The sequence below is a fragment of the Pseudanabaena sp. FACHB-1998 genome (assembly GCF_014696355.1).
Taxonomy (GTDB): domain Bacteria; phylum Cyanobacteriota; class Cyanobacteriia; order Pseudanabaenales; family Pseudanabaenaceae; genus Pseudanabaena.
Map to the genome: position 1 here is coordinate 29,710 of NZ_JACJQA010000051.1, position 16,709 is coordinate 46,418.

Sequence of the window (16,709 nt, forward strand, 5' to 3'; positions counted from 1 at the left end):
AAATTACTGGAGGTAATAGCCATGATCAATCACAACACCAAAAATCTGTCAGTTTTAAAGTTGGCGTAGGTAAATGGTGGAAAGAATTCAAACAAATTATTGAATATATTAGGTGTGATATGAATAATCCAATTCACTATTCCCATGGAACAAAGCAGGAGCCTCTCAATGTCCATACTTGGAGCGATGAAGATGCTCAACAGATGCAGAAATTTCGTGATTCTTTGAACGAGAGTAAATTAGCTCAGTTTTCCGCTAAACAAGGGGAGGATTTTGGGCATCGTCATGTAGAGGATAATTTGGGCTATACGCCTGAGTTATTGGATGATGAGAAAGGAATTGCTCAAGGTCATGATGGAGTATACCGACATCCTAAAACCAACGAAATTGTGGTTATGGAGTTTAAGGGACAAGAATCGGGGCAAAGTGTAAAACAGCAAAATCCTAACTGGTCTTTGGATGTTTGCCAAGATATATTGTCGGGACGATCGCCTTACGGCAAGGCATCAGGTCAAGAAAAAGCGATCGCTGCTGAAATTCTCAAAGCATATGAACGTGGCGATCGCATTCGCTATGAAGTCGTACGGACAAAGGTTGAGAATGGCAAGATGCAAACCCAACTAGAGAAGCAGACCTATCTAGAAATGCCGATGGATGCAAAGCAGTTGGAGAGTCCTAAAATTGCTTCTATTCGTAATCTCACTGAACAAATTTTAAAGCGGCGCGGTTGGGCTAAGGAAGATGGGGTGAGAATATTTGAGGGTAATGATTATCTGATTAAAAAGGAGGGTAACACGCTCACAATTGAAGCTAAGGATGGAAGGGGGGCAGTGTTGAAGTTAGATGGTCGCGATTTGCAAATCAATCAGCTATCCAAAGACGATATAGCAAGATTTCAAGCAGTTGAACAAACTTTTCAAACGCCCAATTTACAACAAGGGCAAGAGATCTCATCCTTGAGCTTAGGAAAGTAAAGGCATTTTTGGATTACTACAAAATAACAACAAGCATCAGTAATAGACCCATTGTAAAGTCGGTATCACAACTAAATTATGCGAAGGAGGTTAAAACTGATGCCAACAAATCCTAGTGACGGAGACAAGTACGGGCAAGGAAAGAATATAAAACTCTCACCTCAGCTAGTTTTATCACTCATGATTAATGGGTTGAGATGGTCTAGAGATTTAGTATGGGTACCATCAAAAGACTTACATGGTACAGCTTATGTTTCTCCTGAGCTTAAATCTAATGCAAAGTTGGCTGCTGTAGTGTTGTCTTTAGCCAACATTCTAGATGCTTTCTTGAGTCAAGAAATCTTGGTTGCTGCGGCAGGGCCTATTTTTGGTACGTGCCTCAACTTCGGCTTAGTAGTTATCAAAAATGCTCTAGGGACATTGGTAGTCAGGAAAAGGGAAGGCACTAGAGGGACTAGAATTGTATGTCTATGTGGTTTCTCTTCGCTCAACCTAATTTCCTGTCTAGTGTCTGCCCCTGGGACAGAAATGATGCTCAACAAATCGGGAATTGCTCAGTTCAAAGCACAGCAAATTTTTCTGGTCGTTGAAGATAATGCAGCCCGATTTCAGCCTCCTAGCACTACTAAATATCAAGAAGCAGTGAAAGAATGCGATACAGCAAAAGCTGATTTAAACAGGCTTGACGGTTTACCCACTACTGATCCTAATCGTGACGCAGCTTATGTTCGCACTTATGGTATGCATCGCGAAAGAACCCAAAAATGGAATCTGGAAGAATCTGGAATTCCACGCTGTGTCAGATCTCAAATGCTGCTTGAAAAAGTGGAACAAGAGAAGCAGCAACATAAAGTTGCATTGGATTGGGATAACAAGTTGCTTAAGCGCTCTCAAATCAGTAATGACTTGATGTTTGTAAGGCAAGAATTTCCCAATCAGTATGCTCTTTATTTTGACAACAATGAGAATTTCAAGTCTGGCGTTGAAGCATTCTCAACTGCGAATTTCTCGTTTTTTGGCAAATTGTCTAAGGGTGATTTTGCTGGTGTTGCTTTAAGTCTATTGCTCGGTGGCATTAGCATTTCCACATCAATAGCTGCTTGCTTTCTGGTCGTTACTTTTGCTAATAGCAGGGATGCAAAAATGTCACACAGTGAAGCTGCAAAAATGGAGATTCATCGCATTTTACATGAGCGTGGTCCAAATCCTGACTAAAAATTTCATAGGATTTCTCATTCTAATCACTTGATTAAACCGAGAAATCCTTGGGTAAATCTTGAACTTGTATTTAGAGAAATTAATTATGACAACCTCTTCTACTTCAAATTTTGACGATCCAGACTTTGTGAAACGCGCTCGCCGTGGTGATTATTCAGATAACTATGAACTCGTTAAAGCTGCTAACGATGCTTTTGAGAAAGAGCAAGCCCAGAACAAGCAAGACAATGTAGCAATTTCTTTAAAAAAAGGTATTAAACAAGTGAAGAAACTAGCAGCTACTATCATCAAAGCCACTGCAAGAGCATATCCTCACCTTGTGAAGCGAGATGCTCTAATCAAGGAGCGCGATCGCCTTCGTCAAGCCCACAAATTTAATCAACCTGAGAATCAAAACAGCAAAAATGGTAACTAGCTTTTTTTTGGGAACTGCTCCCTTCGTTCTATTCGCCGCAATCACTTTTCTCTTAGTATCGCCAATCAGAGCGGTCGTTTCCGCAAACTTGATTGTGGCTTCCATTGGTCATGCTCTGTTGATCTGCACTGGTGTAATTGTCCTAGCTGCAATTCTCAGTGAAAATACTACTCAACCTGAGCGTTTGCCTAATCCCCATAGTTCATATCGTGGATTGAGAAGAGTTTTTTATAATTTGATCAACTTTATCAAGAGATTTCCCGTTTGGAATGTTATCTCTGTGGCATTATCTATTTTTATTACTGTATTTTGCGTATTGAGTAGTCAAGAGAGATTGAGTATATCTTTGTTAATTGGCTCCATTGTCTTACTTTCTTCCCTTGCAATTTGCTTCGGTGGTAAGGGAGGTTTATCAGGTATTCAGTATCTCTACTTCTTAATTCGTGACGCATGGTTAAGTTTACGGATTGTTTCTGAAAATTTACAATTGTGGCTTCCCAGTCGTTTGTATAGAGTCGAAATTACCCTTCAAGAATATATAAATCTTGCTAATCAATACACAGGAGATGATCGCAATAAGCTTCCATTAGGTCCTTTCACTGAAGCTACACAGAGGGTCTTGGAAGTCTGGTATGGTTACAACCCATTTCCTTCAACGCCGCCAATTCATGCAACACCCATCATTTCAGTAGATCGTATCGAGCCACCTAATCAGTCAGAATCGATGGAGACAGAGCAAAATTTCAATACATCAGAATCCGATCAACTCGGAGCTGATGAGTCTTTTTCTAATCCAGTTGATCGCCGCATTCGGGATGACGAGAGTGAAATTTAATTCAATTCAGCTTAGTGCTATGCGGCTGTAACGTCCTATAGCACTGGGCTGAATTGAATTTTATTGTTCAGCTATCTAACTCATAAATTAACTTTTAAGGAGAATTGCATATTATGTCATCGCTAACTAGTTCGAGAGTATCTGGCGTTGTTACAGGAACTGCGATAAGTGTAGGAGTTGCTGCAACAGGAATTTTGGCTAAACTGGCATTTGCTGGTTTTAGCGCTGCCGCTAATGCTGCTGTTAAGACGATCGCGGCTTCATCCAACCACCAAGGTAAAGTGCTTGCCAACTCTGAGCTACGGCTCAAGCAATCTGCGATCGCTTCTCAAACACAAGTACAACTCAGTCAATATGGGTTAACTGGTATTGAAGCGCTTAAGGTTGAAACGTTCGCTACAGTTGTGAATACTGGCTATGCGATCGCCGATCAGCAGCAAGTCATGCAAAATGTTCAGCAGATCATCACTGCTTCTACTGTTCAGCAAGTAAATTCTCTCAGACAGCAATGCACGCAGGTGCTTGAAGCAAATAACAAACAGGTTTTAGTGCAGTCTCTAACGATTGCTTGTCAAAATGCTTCGCTGAAGACGGGTTTTTCGCAAATCACTACCCAAAATCGTCAAGGGAAGATTCGTGTGATTGCTAAAAACTATACGGGACAGGCTCTTGTCTCGGAGATTGATGTGGCTAATCAAGTTCAAATATCTACGGAAACGGTAGGTATCACTGATGGTTCTTGCAACGCAATCATCGCGCAGTTCGAGAAGGCTCTGGAGGAAGAAGGCGTAATCCGTCAAGGTACTCCAGATCGCAAGTTTACTGGCGGTATTTGTAAGCTTAGTGCTAGCCAAGAATTTGCACGTAATGGTGTTGCGCCAAAACAAGCGGACTCTGACAAGACGGCAAAATCTACAAAGGCTAACGCTGAAGTTCCGCGCCGTCAGACGCAGTCAGTAGAGAAGGCTCGTCAGCACTAATAAATCCTATGGCAGCTTTCAGGTTCTCTTAAACCCAAAACTGCTTTTGGCATACTCCAGAGTATCAACAATGAATGCTTTGGAGTATTGGCATCAACAAGAAGTTAAAAGTTAAATAATTTCAAGAAATTAAACGTTGTACGGAGAAATCTATGGTGACTAGAGAAATGATCTTCAATCCACATACACAAGAGGGGCGACCTGCTATTTATCTGACAGGGCGATCGCTAGATGAATTGGCGCTGGCAGAAGATGATAAGATTCGTCCTCTACGCGAGATTATCAAACGCTATGCCAAAGATTCTCTCAATATGGTAGTGATTACATTCAGCTTTGCAAGTGGGCTAGATTGGGGAAGGATTGATGTTAGTAACTCTGCCGATCAAAAGGCAATCGAAGCCATTCTGAGAGAGAGTAAGCTCAATGATTTGAAGCCAGATGAACACGAATTCTCCATGGTGATTAGAGGGATTACTTTACTTTTGGTTCGGAGTTCTGCTGAAGGGCTAAAATGGGCTAATGGTCAGCCAATGAAATTTCTGGTTCTGATTGAATTTGCTGAACATAAATTTCCTTGTGTTCAAAATGGTAACCAGACCAGAGAACAATTGATGGCGATCGAGTCGCTCCATCTTACCTCTCAGAACTTGGCAATGCGTAAGAGTGGTAATCTTCTAATCGTACATGGTCGAGAAGGGATGATCGATGATTTATTGGTGAGTGGATTACATCATGTTCGCTTGCCACAGCCAGATAAAGCCGAGATTCTTGCTGCTCTGCCAGCTTTACGTTCAGCTTATCTCCAAGCTATTTTTGATACTGGCTTGGACGATCAATCTATTGCTAATCTTGTCAGTGGTATGCCTTTACGTCCTCTAGAATCGGCAATGCGGGCCTCTCATTTTAGTGGCAAGAAGATCACAGCCCAAGAACTAACTACAGGTAAAGAGCATAGTATTATTACTCTTTCAGAAGAAACCCTATCAGCTTTAAATACTGCGCGAGTCAAGGATGTCAAACTGCAAGGGCGAAACATTCAAGTTCCATTTCAAGCAGTGCAAAAGTTCGCACAAGCTTTAAAGAATGCGAATCCATCCATGCCTGCAAACCTAATCTTTGTGGGTGCACCGGGGACAGCGAAGACTGACCTATCGCTCAAAATCGCTAGTGAAGCTGATGCACCTGCCTTTGAGATGCAGAGTCCTAAAGGTTCTTTGGTCGGTGAAACAGAGAGAAAGATGCGCTTGATGAAACAAATTCTAAGTGGATTTTCACCACATATCATTTTTATTGATGAAATCACAGAAATGTTGCCTTTGCAGAGATCTGACTTTGATGGAGACTCTGGCGCTAGTAAATCTGTAACTGCGATTTTGCTGAGTATTCTGTCAGATGAAAGTAGAAGAGGTAATTCTCTCCTGATCGGAACTACGAATTGTCCTTGGCGAATTGGAGCAGCGATGCAGAGTCGTTTCGTATTTATTCCTGTTCTTCATCCTTTAGGTACTGATTTTCCTGCGATTTTGGTGGAGACGGCTGGTCGCGTTTCTAATATTAGCTTTGATGTTCAAGATCCGCAGATTCAAAAGGCAGCAGAAATCTTTTATCTCAAAGGGGCTAATGCCCGTCACATTCGTGGCGCGATCGCTCAAGCGTCTTTGCTGATCAATCCACTTACTCCTGAAGCTATTCTTTTTGCTGCTAAAGACTTTTGTGGATCATCAAATCAAGATTCAGCCATTTATGCTGATCTTTGGGCAATTAAGGTTTGCTCCTATCAGTCTTTTCTACCTTGGAGTGACGATCCTGCCAGCTATCCTTTCCCTCCGCATTTACAAATGATTGTCGATCCGTTGACTGGTGATATCGATCATCAGGAATTAGACAAACAAATCGAAAAATACGAACCTAAAGCCAATGTTTAAGAATCCGATCGCTGCGATTACAAATTATTTTCTCGAAGCTCAGTCTAGTTCGACTTTGCAACAGATGTCTTTATTGGGTGCTGGCGCGATCGCTGAGCTAGAAGAGAAGCTAGAGCGTCATTATGGGATGAAATATGCCTTATGTGTCAGCAGTGCTACTATGGGGTTATGGGCGATCGCGATGGCGTTGGAACTCGGCGACTCTACTTTTGTGACTACGCCTTATACCTATGGTGCTTCGTTATCCGGATTTTTGCAAGTTGGTTGTCAGCCTATATTTGCAGATATTGATCATACTCTCACCTTAGATCCAGACTCTGTAAGAAAGGCGATCGCGCCAAATACAAAGGCTATTTTAGGAGTTGATTTGTATGGTGTACCCTGTGATGCTTTGACTATGAGAGCGATCGCTGATCGTTATGGCATTTTTTATATAGCTGATGCGGCTCAGAGTTTCGGGGCATCTCGCAATGACTTACCAGCGAGCGCATTGGCTGATGCTTTGGTTGTTTCCTTTACCTTTGGTAAATCTCTATTTGCTGGTGAGGGTGGTGCGATCTTGACTAATAATGAAGATCTTTATCGCAAGTTACTTTGGTGGACGCAGCACCCGATGCGCCAGAGGCTGGAATTAGGACTCGATCTGGATAATGAGTTTGCAACTAATGCGAGAATACATCCTCTGGCGGCTATATGGGCAAATGCTGTATTTGCGGAGTCATTGGAGTCTGTGGCAGAGCATCAGGTTGAGTGTTTTGAGCTAATTGATGCACTCAATGAAATTGGATTAACCGAGCCCATTGATTTTCGTGAATGGGAGATCGTGCCTAGTTTTTTCCGCATGAGTGCGACATGGAAGGATGAACCTCAAGATGAAGCTTTACTAAAAGCTTTAGGTGATCGCGGTTTTTCTGTAAGGTTGGAGTCGCCGCCTGTAAGACTTATTTACCAACAGCCTGCATTTTTAGCGCAGTATGGGAATAAATACCAGTCAATTAGCCCTCATCAACTTGATCAACTTGAAGCTTTGATAAAACGCTTATTCTGTCTAATCTCTCATCATTGATCGACTTGAATCTCTGCTTTCAATGCTTCTAAAGATGTGAAATTGTCAGTTTCCACTGCATCTCTTAGTCCATGCTGCTTGTTTAAAATTCCATAAGCCATTATCTTTCCTTTAAAGTTCAGTCTATTTAATTCCTCAATCGTAAGTCTAAAGCTTCGATCTCCAGTCACAAGAATGACAATATCGTATTTACCATAATTTTCTGGGCTTACGACATGTATTGCAATTAACTGATCTAAATTGGCAACTGTACGCGCCTCGGTATGGAAAACCCAATAACCAAAACCAGTAATATCTTCCAAGCTTGGAGTGCCAGCATTGATTCGACTTTCTTTTCGATTTACTGAATAGTAAAAGAATAGGTCGCATGTTGCAGTATCTCGTTTAAAGTGATTAGCAAGTTTTTGATAATCTATAAAAAAATCTATTTCATTCAAATCACCTTTTGTGCCCTTTTCGCTAGATATCTCAATGTTATTTGCATCAATATAAACAGCTACACGAGGGAGAAGTGATTCGAAAAAGAGACTTTGAATTTTACAACGATTAAAGTCTGGTTCATATTTGAGGAGTTTCTCTTTAAGCTTTTTAATGGAGTCGCCAATGTCTGGGGTCTTGTAAGAAACTAACCTCCTCTCTCTTGTTGGAAAATTTTCTTGGACATGACGTTCTAGTGCTGAATGGTCTTCCATTTTCTTTTTAGGATCGCGAGTAAAAGCTGTTGAAGTAAAAATGATTGCGCCTTTACAAGCATGGTTTTCATGAGCCCATTTAAGGATGTCATATCCATTACCTCCATCGCCCAAATCGATGTCAACTGAAATTAAATCGTAGCAATTTTTTCTTTTCTCAAGTAGTTCGTCGATAATATAATCACAAAAACTTCCTTGATAATCTGGGAATGCTTTTGTGTGTCCTTCATATCGAGTTATAGCAGAAATAATTTCTAGATCGTAGCCAATATCTTTAAGAACTTCTTTATACATATTATAAAGTGCCGTATCAACTAAAGAGTCATTTTCTATGAGCAACATTGACATCATAAATCACCTCTGCTTTGAACACGAAAAATATATGCAGCGTTATCAAAAAACTCTTTAAGATTATTTTTAGACAACTCTTTAATGTGAGGAGCTATACTCTGTAATTCTTCTAGCCTATGCATTCTCTCATGTCCTAAGCGAACATCCCATTCTACAGAGCTGTAGCCAAACTCATTTATAGTTTGATAAATTCCTAATGCTTTATTTTGATTACTTGCTATGTCTTTCTCGTTAAACTTTTCTATAGCAATGCAGATCTGATCTCGTAAGGGCTTTAAGTTTTTATATCTAGTCCAATCACTCTGAGATGTCCTACCTAGTCTAGATATAGCTCTAATGAGCACTGATAAGTTTATCGGATGAGAGATAAACTTTATCCCTCTAGGTTCATCCATCGAAGCTTTGAGTATTTGCCTTAGCTTTTCTTTCACAGATTTTGATTTATCTTCGGAGTTTCCACATATTGATATGAGCTTAGTCCCTTTCCATAGAAGTGTTTCATAAAGCCAAAAGATAATTTTTATAGAAGCTTTACGATTTGTATGATGACTGCCTATGCTGACTATCAAATCGTATTTATTAATTATTGTTTTATATTCTTGTACTTCAGGTAGTTGAGGGTAAGGCAGATTTTGAACATTTATATCTTTTGGGATGATAAGTAGGCTGAGGACTTGTTGAAGCGCTTTTTCTTGAAATTTGTTACCTAAAATTAACCAGTTTTTCATTTTTGTAGTGCGCTTGATCTAAATATCTAGAAATATTTTAGCAATAATTCTGTTTAGCATAGGGACAAAATATCTTTACAGAAATATACCATGTAAAAAACTACATTTTCCCAACAAAGTATGTAGCGATCACTCTGTTATATTTTAGTGAACTTGTATAAAAATACTGAGATTACAACAGAAGTAAGACAGAGCAATTACTTTACGTATTCAATTTATGTAGCTTTAACAACAGTTTCGACCTATCCAAATGATAATTAATCCAACATATAAATTGTAACCTAGTTACAAATACAAAAAAGCTATAACCACTGTGGTTAATGGATTTAGAAAGAAAATCTGAGAATCAAATATTTCTGTAACATTAACGTATATAGCGTAAATTAAAAAATTTGGTAAGTATTGGCAAAGTTGTAAAATAACCATTCTAAAAAACCAAAAACAGTGTGCCAGCACATGAAAAAAATGGACAATAGTTCAAGTTTAATCGTTGATGATCTGCGAGTTCAGTTTAAGTCAAATGGTAGGCAGCTACTGACAGCGGTTGATGGTGTCAATTTATCTGTTCGCCCAGGAGAAATTACTGGTTTGGTAGGGGAGTCAGGTAGTGGCAAATCAGTTACTTGTATGTCAATCCTCCGATTACTTCAAGAGAAGTCTTGCTATATCAAAGGTCATATTTTGTGGCGAAACAGGAGATTGTTAGATCTTGATGAAAATGAGATGAGAAAGGTTAGAGGGCGAGAAATTGCTATGATTTTTCAAAATCCTCAGTCATCGCTCAATCCTGTTTACACAATTGGCGAACAGATGATAGACATTTTGCAATTACACCGCAACCTGTCTAAAAAGGAGGCGCAGGAAGAGGCGATCACTCTTTTAAGGTCGGTTCGGATACCTGATGCAGAGAAACGGATTCATGACTATCCTCACCAGTTTAGCGGAGGTATGTGCCAACGTATTGTGATCGCGATGGCGATTTCTTGTCAGCCAAAGTTACTCATAGCTGACGAACCAACTGCGTCACTAGATGTGACAATCCAAGCACAAATCATGGATTTGCTGATGGAACTTCGACAAGAGTATGATATGTCTATCCTTTTGGTGTCTCATGATTTAGGACTTATAGCTCAAATGTGTGATCGCGTTTCAGTAATGTATCTGGGGCGAGTTGTCGAATCTGCGCCTGTAAAATCTTTATATGCATCGCCTCTTCATCCTTATACACAAGCGTTACTAGAAGCTATTCCAATGCCAGACCCAAATAGCAGAGGGCGACCTCACCTGCTAGGAGAAGTCCCTAAGTGTGGTCAAATCCCAGTAGGGTGTAGATTTCAGCCTAGATGTCCAGTAGCTTTTGACAAATGTATTGAGATTGATCCTGAAAGTTATAAAATGGATACAGATCATTTCGTTGCTTGTTTGAATTTTGCAGAAGGAAGAAGAGAATAATGCAACTATATTGGAACTATATGGTTGCTATTCAAGTCTTAATTGTTAGGAATTTAATCGATCCATCAAAAAAATTAGTAAAACAGGAGAAAAATATATGCCAGTTGGAGGTTCTAAAGGAGGTATCTTTTCAAGCTTTGAAGACCCACAAGGATTTGACATTCCAGTTGTAAAGGCTTGGAAAGACATTGGAAGCAAGAAAGTTTCAGGTGTGAGCTTATTTAGCACAATTGCTCAAAATGCTATTCCAAAGCAAGTAGAAGTTGGAATTGGAAATACTTGCGGATTGCAATGTAAACAATGTTTTTTGGGGTATGAAGCAGGTCAAATGAGTGACAGCCTCATTCCCATGCCAAGATTGCTAGAAACTCTTACAGAATTTATTAATGACTTAGGTACAAGGATAATTTGTGCGACAGATAGAGATGCGCTTACCCCTGGTCGTTCTATTCCTATGTTTGAACATCTTCAGGAGCTTCGCTCTATTCATACAGATCTAAAATTTGGTGGCGTAACTAATGGCTTAGCAATCCATAAGTTTGCTGATGATTTGGCAAGGATTAAACTTGATTACTTGGACATCTCAATTGATGGGATGCAAGAAGAACATGATGCAATGCGTGGTCTGGGTACATTTAATGTAACCATTGAGAACTTGCGAATAGCAGTAAAGCGACAAATTGCAGAAAGAATTATGGTGTCCACAACACTCACTCGCTTTAATACTCAGTCAATCATCGATCTAATTTGTTCTTTAAGTACAAAAGAGCAAGTACAGTGGTTTAACGTTGCTCCTCTGATGGCAGTAAAAATGCAAGAGTATCAATTGGGCAAATCTGATATTCCAAATTTTTTGGATGATTTGTTTGAGAAACTAGCTTGGTTAAAGCCCGCTAAGCCTGTAACTATCTACTTGGAAGTTCCTTCTTACGGAGGCGCATTTCTTCCCTCATTAATTGAGTCGCGATGGTTAGTCCCTGAGGAAATTCGGCAAGATTCCTATGGTCATCTCTATCAAGAGATTTGTGTTAACGATCTAATTAAAGTTGTACTTCGTCCCGAACTAATCCCAGAGTATTGGCGACACACACTCCGTATCTCAGCAGATGGTTTTGTTATTGGTGGTTGTGAGCCTCTTACGCAATCTAACTATCACCAGTTTGCGATCGGTAACATTAAAGATGAGACAGCGCAGGCTGTGTATGCCAAAGCTATTGCATTGGGGTCACCATTGCATAAGATGATGATGGCATACGACTATTCAGAATGTCGCAATAAAGCCTGCTTCCAGCATTGTCTAGGCGGAGATCCTTTACTTGCTAAAGCAGTCTACGGTAACTATAACGTTAAAGATCCCAATTGTACTTGGGATGAATATCAATATAAAACAATCAGCAAATCAGCAAAGGAGGTAGCTCTTGTTCGTTAAATTTTTTTGGAAGAATGTAAAATTAGTAGTACTGCTTGCGTGTTCTCTTGTATTATCCATAATTCTGAGTGGATGTCCATCTACAACAACACAAGCACCTGAAATTCAAAAGGTTCTTAGTTATGCTGTCAGTACTGATATAACTTCTCTCGATCCTGTTTTATTAGCAGAAAGCAATCCAAGGCTTGTTTCTGCTCAGGTTATGGAAACTCTTGTTGGTTACGATGAAAATCTTAAACTAATTCCTCTCCTTGCTCAGTCATGGGAACCTCTTAAAGCAGGGCAGGAATGGCGCTTTAAAATTAGAGATGGCGTATTTTTTCACGACGATCCTTGTTTTAAAGGCACTGCTCGTAAAGTAGTTGCAGCAGATGTAATTTACTCGCTGCAAAGGATGTTAGATCCTAAATCTAAAACTCTTGGAGCTTTTACTTTGTCTGATGTAGTACAAGGTGCTAATGAGTTTATGGAAGGTAAAGCAAAGTCTGTCTCAGGCATTGTTGCTGAGGATGATACGACTGTATTAATTAAATTGACTAAACCATATGCACAACTTCCTGCAAGGTTGTCTTTGGCGTTTGCTTCTATTATTCCTAAAGAAGCTGTAGATTTTTATAAAGAACAGTGGGGTAGCCATCCTGTCGGTACTGGAGCGTTTAAATTTAAGTCTTGGAACACTGGATCTGGAGAAATAACTCTAGATAAAAATCCTAAGTATTGGCAGCAAATTAGCACTAATCTTAGTGGGGTTACATTTAAAATTATTAAATCAGATGCAACTCAACTAACTAACTTTGTTCAAGGGCAACTAGATGTATTTGAGGCATCCCCTGCTCTTGCAAATCAAGTAATCGATCCTAGCGGAAAACCTCAAGGACAGTTTGCTGAATCTCAAGTGATTCGCCCAGTCACTTTAATTACTCACTACCTTGGGCTTAACTTAAAAAACAGTGTTGTAAAAGATAAGAATTTTAGGCTGGCGCTAAATTATGCAGTTGACAAAGAGAAATTAATCCGAACAGTTCTCAATGGATTAGCCAAGCCTTCTAATGGGGTTCTTGCTCAGTCAATGCTTGGGGCAGACAATAAGGTCGTCTATGCTCAGGATCTGGAAAAGGCGAAGCAACTATTGAAAACTTCAGAATATAAAGGGCAAGAATTACTTTATATGACTGATAACTCAACAACCAGTATTGCTGTGGCTGAGTTTCTTCAGAGTCAGTTTGCAACTATTGGTGTGAAAATTCGTATTGATAAGAATCCAGAATCGGTATGGATAGATAAGCTTGTCAAAGGGCAGTATGACATTGCTAAAGTGTACTTTGGGTTTGACTTCCCTTCTCCAGACAATGGATTTTCTCAGTTTGTCACAGCTAATTTTCCACCTGGAGGTAACAACTTTTATTTCTACTCAAATGAAAAGTTTGATGCTCTCTACAGTCAATCATTAAAAGAGATAGATCCAACCAAAGCATCTGGATTATTTGGACAAATGAATCAAATTATCCGTGATGACGCTCCTTGGGTTTTTCTATATTCTCCTGAACGTGTCATAGTCGAAAGAAAAGGAATTGAAGGGTTAAAGGTTAACTCACTTAGTTTTTCATTGATTTTGAACGATGTGAAAAAATCTTAGTTCTTCACAGAGTATTATAAGGATGTAACTAAGTTACATCCCTATAATACCTAAAAGTCTTTACAGTAAGCTCTTTTTCTGTAATTTGTATGCTTATCCTTAATTCTGTAATCTATATATATTTTGTAAGGATTTTCTCAAATTAATTTGTGGAGTTGGTTTATGACTATTGAGGAGCTAAAAAACTTGACAACAGCGAATGACGCAAAGAAGTTGCAAGCTTTATGGACTATTTTGGATCATTACAAATGGGGAGTACTTGCTTCTCATCAAAAAGATGAAGCTAATAACGATATTGCGGTTCCATCTTTCATTTTTTTTGCCAGTTTAAATAACCTGATTTTGTTTGTTACTCCTCCTAATGCAGCATTCCGTCAGTATGAGAATGTAGTTGCTGGCAAGGTGTTCTCTTTTTTGGTAGCTAATACAGAATTGTTTGACTCCGATCCTCAACAATATGCTCGATTTTTAATTCGGGGTAAAGTTGACCCATGCGAAGACATGAAACGGGAGTATTACTTGTCTATATGCCGTCAAAAGATTCCTAACAATCCTGTTTTAGGCACAAATCCTGATGTTTTGGTGCTAACTCCAACCTTTGTACAGCATGGTTTACGCTCTTCTGTTTCGGAAGGCTATGAGGCTGTAACAGTTGAGGTCACTCTTCCTGAAGGATCTTTGGACTTAGAGGGCAATTACGTCGAATTTCTTTGAATCTTACCAAGATGGTTTCCCTTATTAAAGGAGATCATCTTAAGTGATTATAAGCATCCTCCAAAGAACGAAATTGGTATTGCCTTGTAGGCTAAGAGAATAAAATGGCAAAAGATATAAGAAGCAGTTTGAGTAAATGTTGGGAGTTTGCAGATAATTTAGCCCCTAAATTCAAATGGGGATTGCTTGCTTCTGCTTCCTATCTTGATGAAGTTGAAACTTCGTATTTCTATTATGTCAGGCACAATGATGCGTTGTTAATGACAATTGCTAAAGGTTGGCGGCAGTTGAAGAATATTGAAGCAGATAGAACGTTCAGTTTTCTAATCTCTAATCCAGAAGTACTTGGTGAAGATCCTGAGTCATATGTTCGACTCTTCCTCCGTGGAAAGTTTACAAAGGTTTCCATTGACTCCTCAATATTTCGCCATCTTTATCCTATCTATATTGCAAATAATTGGGATGTTGCTATTGATTCTTTAGAGTATTTATGTGTTTTCACACCAATTTATCTTGAATATAGTTATAAGACTGCCCTACCAGAGTTTAAGGATGTTAAAGGAATTCTTAATCTCGACAAACAAAAGTTTGATTTGGATGGTAACTATATTGATGATTCTTTTATAGGTTAGTTAGGTGATTTTGATGCTTACAATTCGTTCACATATTATTGAGGCTTTTCTTGCCATCATTCTATCTTTGATACTAATTGGAGCATCAGAGTCCATTATTGGTGTAGACGTGGCGCGTACTCTATTAGGCACAAAACCTTCACAAGCAGAAGTGGTGGCTCTGGAGCGTGAACTAGGACTAGATCGACCTTTCTTTGAGAGGCTTCTAGTTCGGACGGTAAAGGCATTTCAGGGAGATTTAGGAGAGAGTTACACTTTTCGTCAACCTGTTACACCGCTTCTTATTTCATCCGCAAGTAATTCACTAAAACTAGTATTACCGTCGTTACTAATTGGTGGTGTGTTGGGAACAATCTTAGGAATTGTCGTTGCATACTATCCAAAGCAGGGAAAATTTTTACTAACAGTAGGAGCCTCTTTTGCACTTTTGCCTTCGCTAGTGCTTAGTACCTTGGTTGTTTACGGATTAGGATTTCAATTAGGATGGATTAAGCCATCTTACTCAGTAGCAGTAGTACTTTTGTCACTCGTACCGCTTTTTATAGTAGCCCTAACCGTTTACCAAGAATATGTGCAAATTTTGTCTAGTAACTACACAAGAGCATCTCGCTCATGGGGCTTTCCTGAATGGCAAGTGGCCCTTTATTCGTTAAAAGTTGCGGCAGTTGCTTTGGTGACTAGCCTGACAAACTTGTTGCTTTATCTTTTGACTGCTACAGTTTTTATAGAGATTTCATTTTCTCTGCCTGGTTTAGGTACTTTGCTCTTGAACGCTACCGAACGATTGGATTATCCAATTATTACAGGTATTTCTTTTGCGATCGTACTTGTATTTAGTTTAATGAACGTTCTGTCAGCCATTACTTTATATGCTCTCGATCCTCGCACTCGATAAATTGCCTCAAAAAAAGTTGCTTGTATGCCTCTTTGCAGTAATAGTGGTATTGTTACCATTATTTTATTTGCCTGATCCTCTAGTTCAAAATCCTGATTTACGATTTTTGCCTATGCGCTTGCCATTTTTTCTAGGTACAGATAATTTAGGTCGAGATTTAGCGTCTAGACTATATTTTGGCTTTGGCAGATCGTTGGGCTTAGTGGCTTTGACTATGCTAACCACTTTATTGATTGCAATTCCTGCTGGTTTATTAGCAGCAAAAGATCGTTGGGCTGGAAGTGTTTTAGAAGTTATTTCAGGGGCGATCTGGTCAATTCCGACTTTTATCGTTGGATTAATTGTATTTATTGGACTCAAAGGTGATTTGGTTGAGATTAAGTTTGCGATATTGGGCTTTTTCAATTGGGTACCAATATATCGTTCCGTGAGAGATATAACTAAGCAAGTCCAACCATCTAATTACATTTTATTCTCTAGAGCAATGGGAATGAGTGAATGGAATCTATACAAAAATCAAATATTACCCAATGTATTGCCTTTTGTATTTCCAATAGTTCTTCTTAACCTAGTTTCATTATTTGAAGCTGAATTAGTACTTGCCTTTCTTGGACTTTCGTATCCAGATCCTACTCCAACTTTAGGGGGAATATTACGTCAGGGAATAGCTTATCTAAATACAAATATGATTTTGTATCCATCCATTTTATTGGCGTCAACAACATTTATAGTTATATTACAGTACCAAAATATTAAGGATAGATAGA

At 39.2% G+C, this 16,709-nt stretch carries 16 protein-coding genes; 14 read left to right on the plus strand and 2 right to left on the minus strand.

Translation table 11 applies throughout. From position 1 onward, the window contains the following. The first annotated feature begins 119 nt into the window (after positions 1–119). The 7 genes from H6F42_RS20230 (at position 120) to H6F42_RS20260 (ending at position 7,413) form a co-directional block, all read left to right on the plus strand. Entirely contained in the window at positions 120–974 is an 855-nt protein-coding gene (locus tag H6F42_RS20230; RefSeq protein ID WP_190401192.1) for a hypothetical protein, read from the plus strand. A 99-nt stretch (positions 975–1,073) separates the two neighbouring features. Beyond that, positions 1,074–2,189, plus strand: coding sequence for a hypothetical protein (locus H6F42_RS20235; protein ID WP_190401193.1), 1,116 nt, complete (start codon positions 1,074–1,076; stop codon positions 2,187–2,189). 88 nt (positions 2,190–2,277) lie between these two features. Beyond that, on the plus strand, positions 2,278–2,607 hold the full coding sequence (locus H6F42_RS20240; RefSeq protein ID WP_190401194.1) for a hypothetical protein: 330 nt from the start codon (positions 2,278–2,280) through the stop codon (positions 2,605–2,607). Beyond that, a complete protein-coding gene (locus H6F42_RS20245; protein WP_190401195.1) occupies positions 2,597–3,442 on the plus strand; it encodes a hypothetical protein in 846 nt (281 codons plus the stop codon). Before H6F42_RS20240 ends, H6F42_RS20245 begins: the two co-directional genes overlap by 11 nt. 113 nt (positions 3,443–3,555) lie before the next feature. Then, positions 3,556–4,422: a hypothetical protein gene (locus H6F42_RS20250; RefSeq protein WP_190401196.1), complete on the plus strand. Its 867-nt coding sequence runs from the start codon at positions 3,556–3,558 to the stop codon at positions 4,420–4,422. A 152-nt stretch (positions 4,423–4,574) separates the two neighbouring features. Next, complete coding sequence (locus H6F42_RS20255) at positions 4,575–6,347, plus strand: ATP-binding protein (protein WP_190401197.1); 1,773 nt, start codon at positions 4,575–4,577, stop codon at positions 6,345–6,347. Continuing rightward, complete coding sequence (locus tag H6F42_RS20260) at positions 6,340–7,413, plus strand: DegT/DnrJ/EryC1/StrS family aminotransferase (protein WP_190401198.1); 1,074 nt, start codon at positions 6,340–6,342, stop codon at positions 7,411–7,413. Before H6F42_RS20255 ends, H6F42_RS20260 begins: the two co-directional genes overlap by 8 nt. Here H6F42_RS20260 and H6F42_RS20265 read toward each other — a convergent pair. Then, positions 7,407–8,447 (minus strand): NYN domain-containing protein, encoded by a 1,041-nt coding sequence (locus H6F42_RS20265; protein WP_190401199.1) that lies wholly within the window; start codon positions 8,445–8,447, stop codon positions 7,407–7,409. The two genes, H6F42_RS20260 and H6F42_RS20265, sit on opposite strands and share 7 nt — an antisense overlap. Positions 8,448–8,452: 5 nt before the next feature. Continuing rightward, the gene (locus tag H6F42_RS20270; RefSeq protein WP_190401200.1) at positions 8,453–9,184 is read right to left on the minus strand and encodes a hypothetical protein; all 732 of its coding nucleotides are present in this window, start codon (positions 9,182–9,184) and stop codon (positions 8,453–8,455) included. A gap of 465 nt (positions 9,185–9,649) precedes the next feature. On the opposite strand from H6F42_RS20270, the gene H6F42_RS20275 reads away from it, so the two are divergent. From H6F42_RS20275 to H6F42_RS20305, 7 genes are all read left to right on the plus strand, one after another. Continuing rightward, positions 9,650–10,636, plus strand: a complete 987-nt coding sequence (locus H6F42_RS20275; RefSeq protein WP_190401201.1) for an ABC transporter ATP-binding protein — start codon at positions 9,650–9,652, stop codon at positions 10,634–10,636. A gap of 97 nt (positions 10,637–10,733) precedes the next feature. Next, a complete protein-coding gene (locus H6F42_RS20280; protein ID WP_190401202.1) occupies positions 10,734–12,065 on the plus strand; it encodes a radical SAM protein in 1,332 nt (443 codons plus the stop codon). Beyond that, on the plus strand, positions 12,055–13,701 hold the full coding sequence (locus tag H6F42_RS20285; protein ID WP_190401203.1) for an ABC transporter substrate-binding protein: 1,647 nt from the start codon (positions 12,055–12,057) through the stop codon (positions 13,699–13,701). The genes H6F42_RS20280 and H6F42_RS20285 overlap by 11 nt, the downstream gene beginning before the upstream one ends. 162 nt (positions 13,702–13,863) lie before the next feature. Further along, the gene (locus H6F42_RS20290; protein WP_190401204.1) at positions 13,864–14,415 is read left to right on the plus strand and encodes a hypothetical protein; all 552 of its coding nucleotides are present in this window, start codon (positions 13,864–13,866) and stop codon (positions 14,413–14,415) included. Positions 14,416–14,519: 104 nt separating this feature from the next. Further along, entirely contained in the window at positions 14,520–15,047 is a 528-nt protein-coding gene (locus H6F42_RS20295) for a hypothetical protein (protein WP_190401205.1), read from the plus strand. A 13-nt stretch (positions 15,048–15,060) separates the two neighbouring features. Next, a complete protein-coding gene (locus H6F42_RS20300; protein WP_190401206.1) occupies positions 15,061–15,942 on the plus strand; it encodes an ABC transporter permease in 882 nt (293 codons plus the stop codon). Beyond that, positions 15,917–16,708 (plus strand): ABC transporter permease subunit, encoded by a 792-nt coding sequence (locus H6F42_RS20305; protein ID WP_190401207.1) that lies wholly within the window; start codon positions 15,917–15,919, stop codon positions 16,706–16,708. Before H6F42_RS20300 ends, H6F42_RS20305 begins: the two co-directional genes overlap by 26 nt. Position 16,709: the final 1 nt, after the last annotated feature.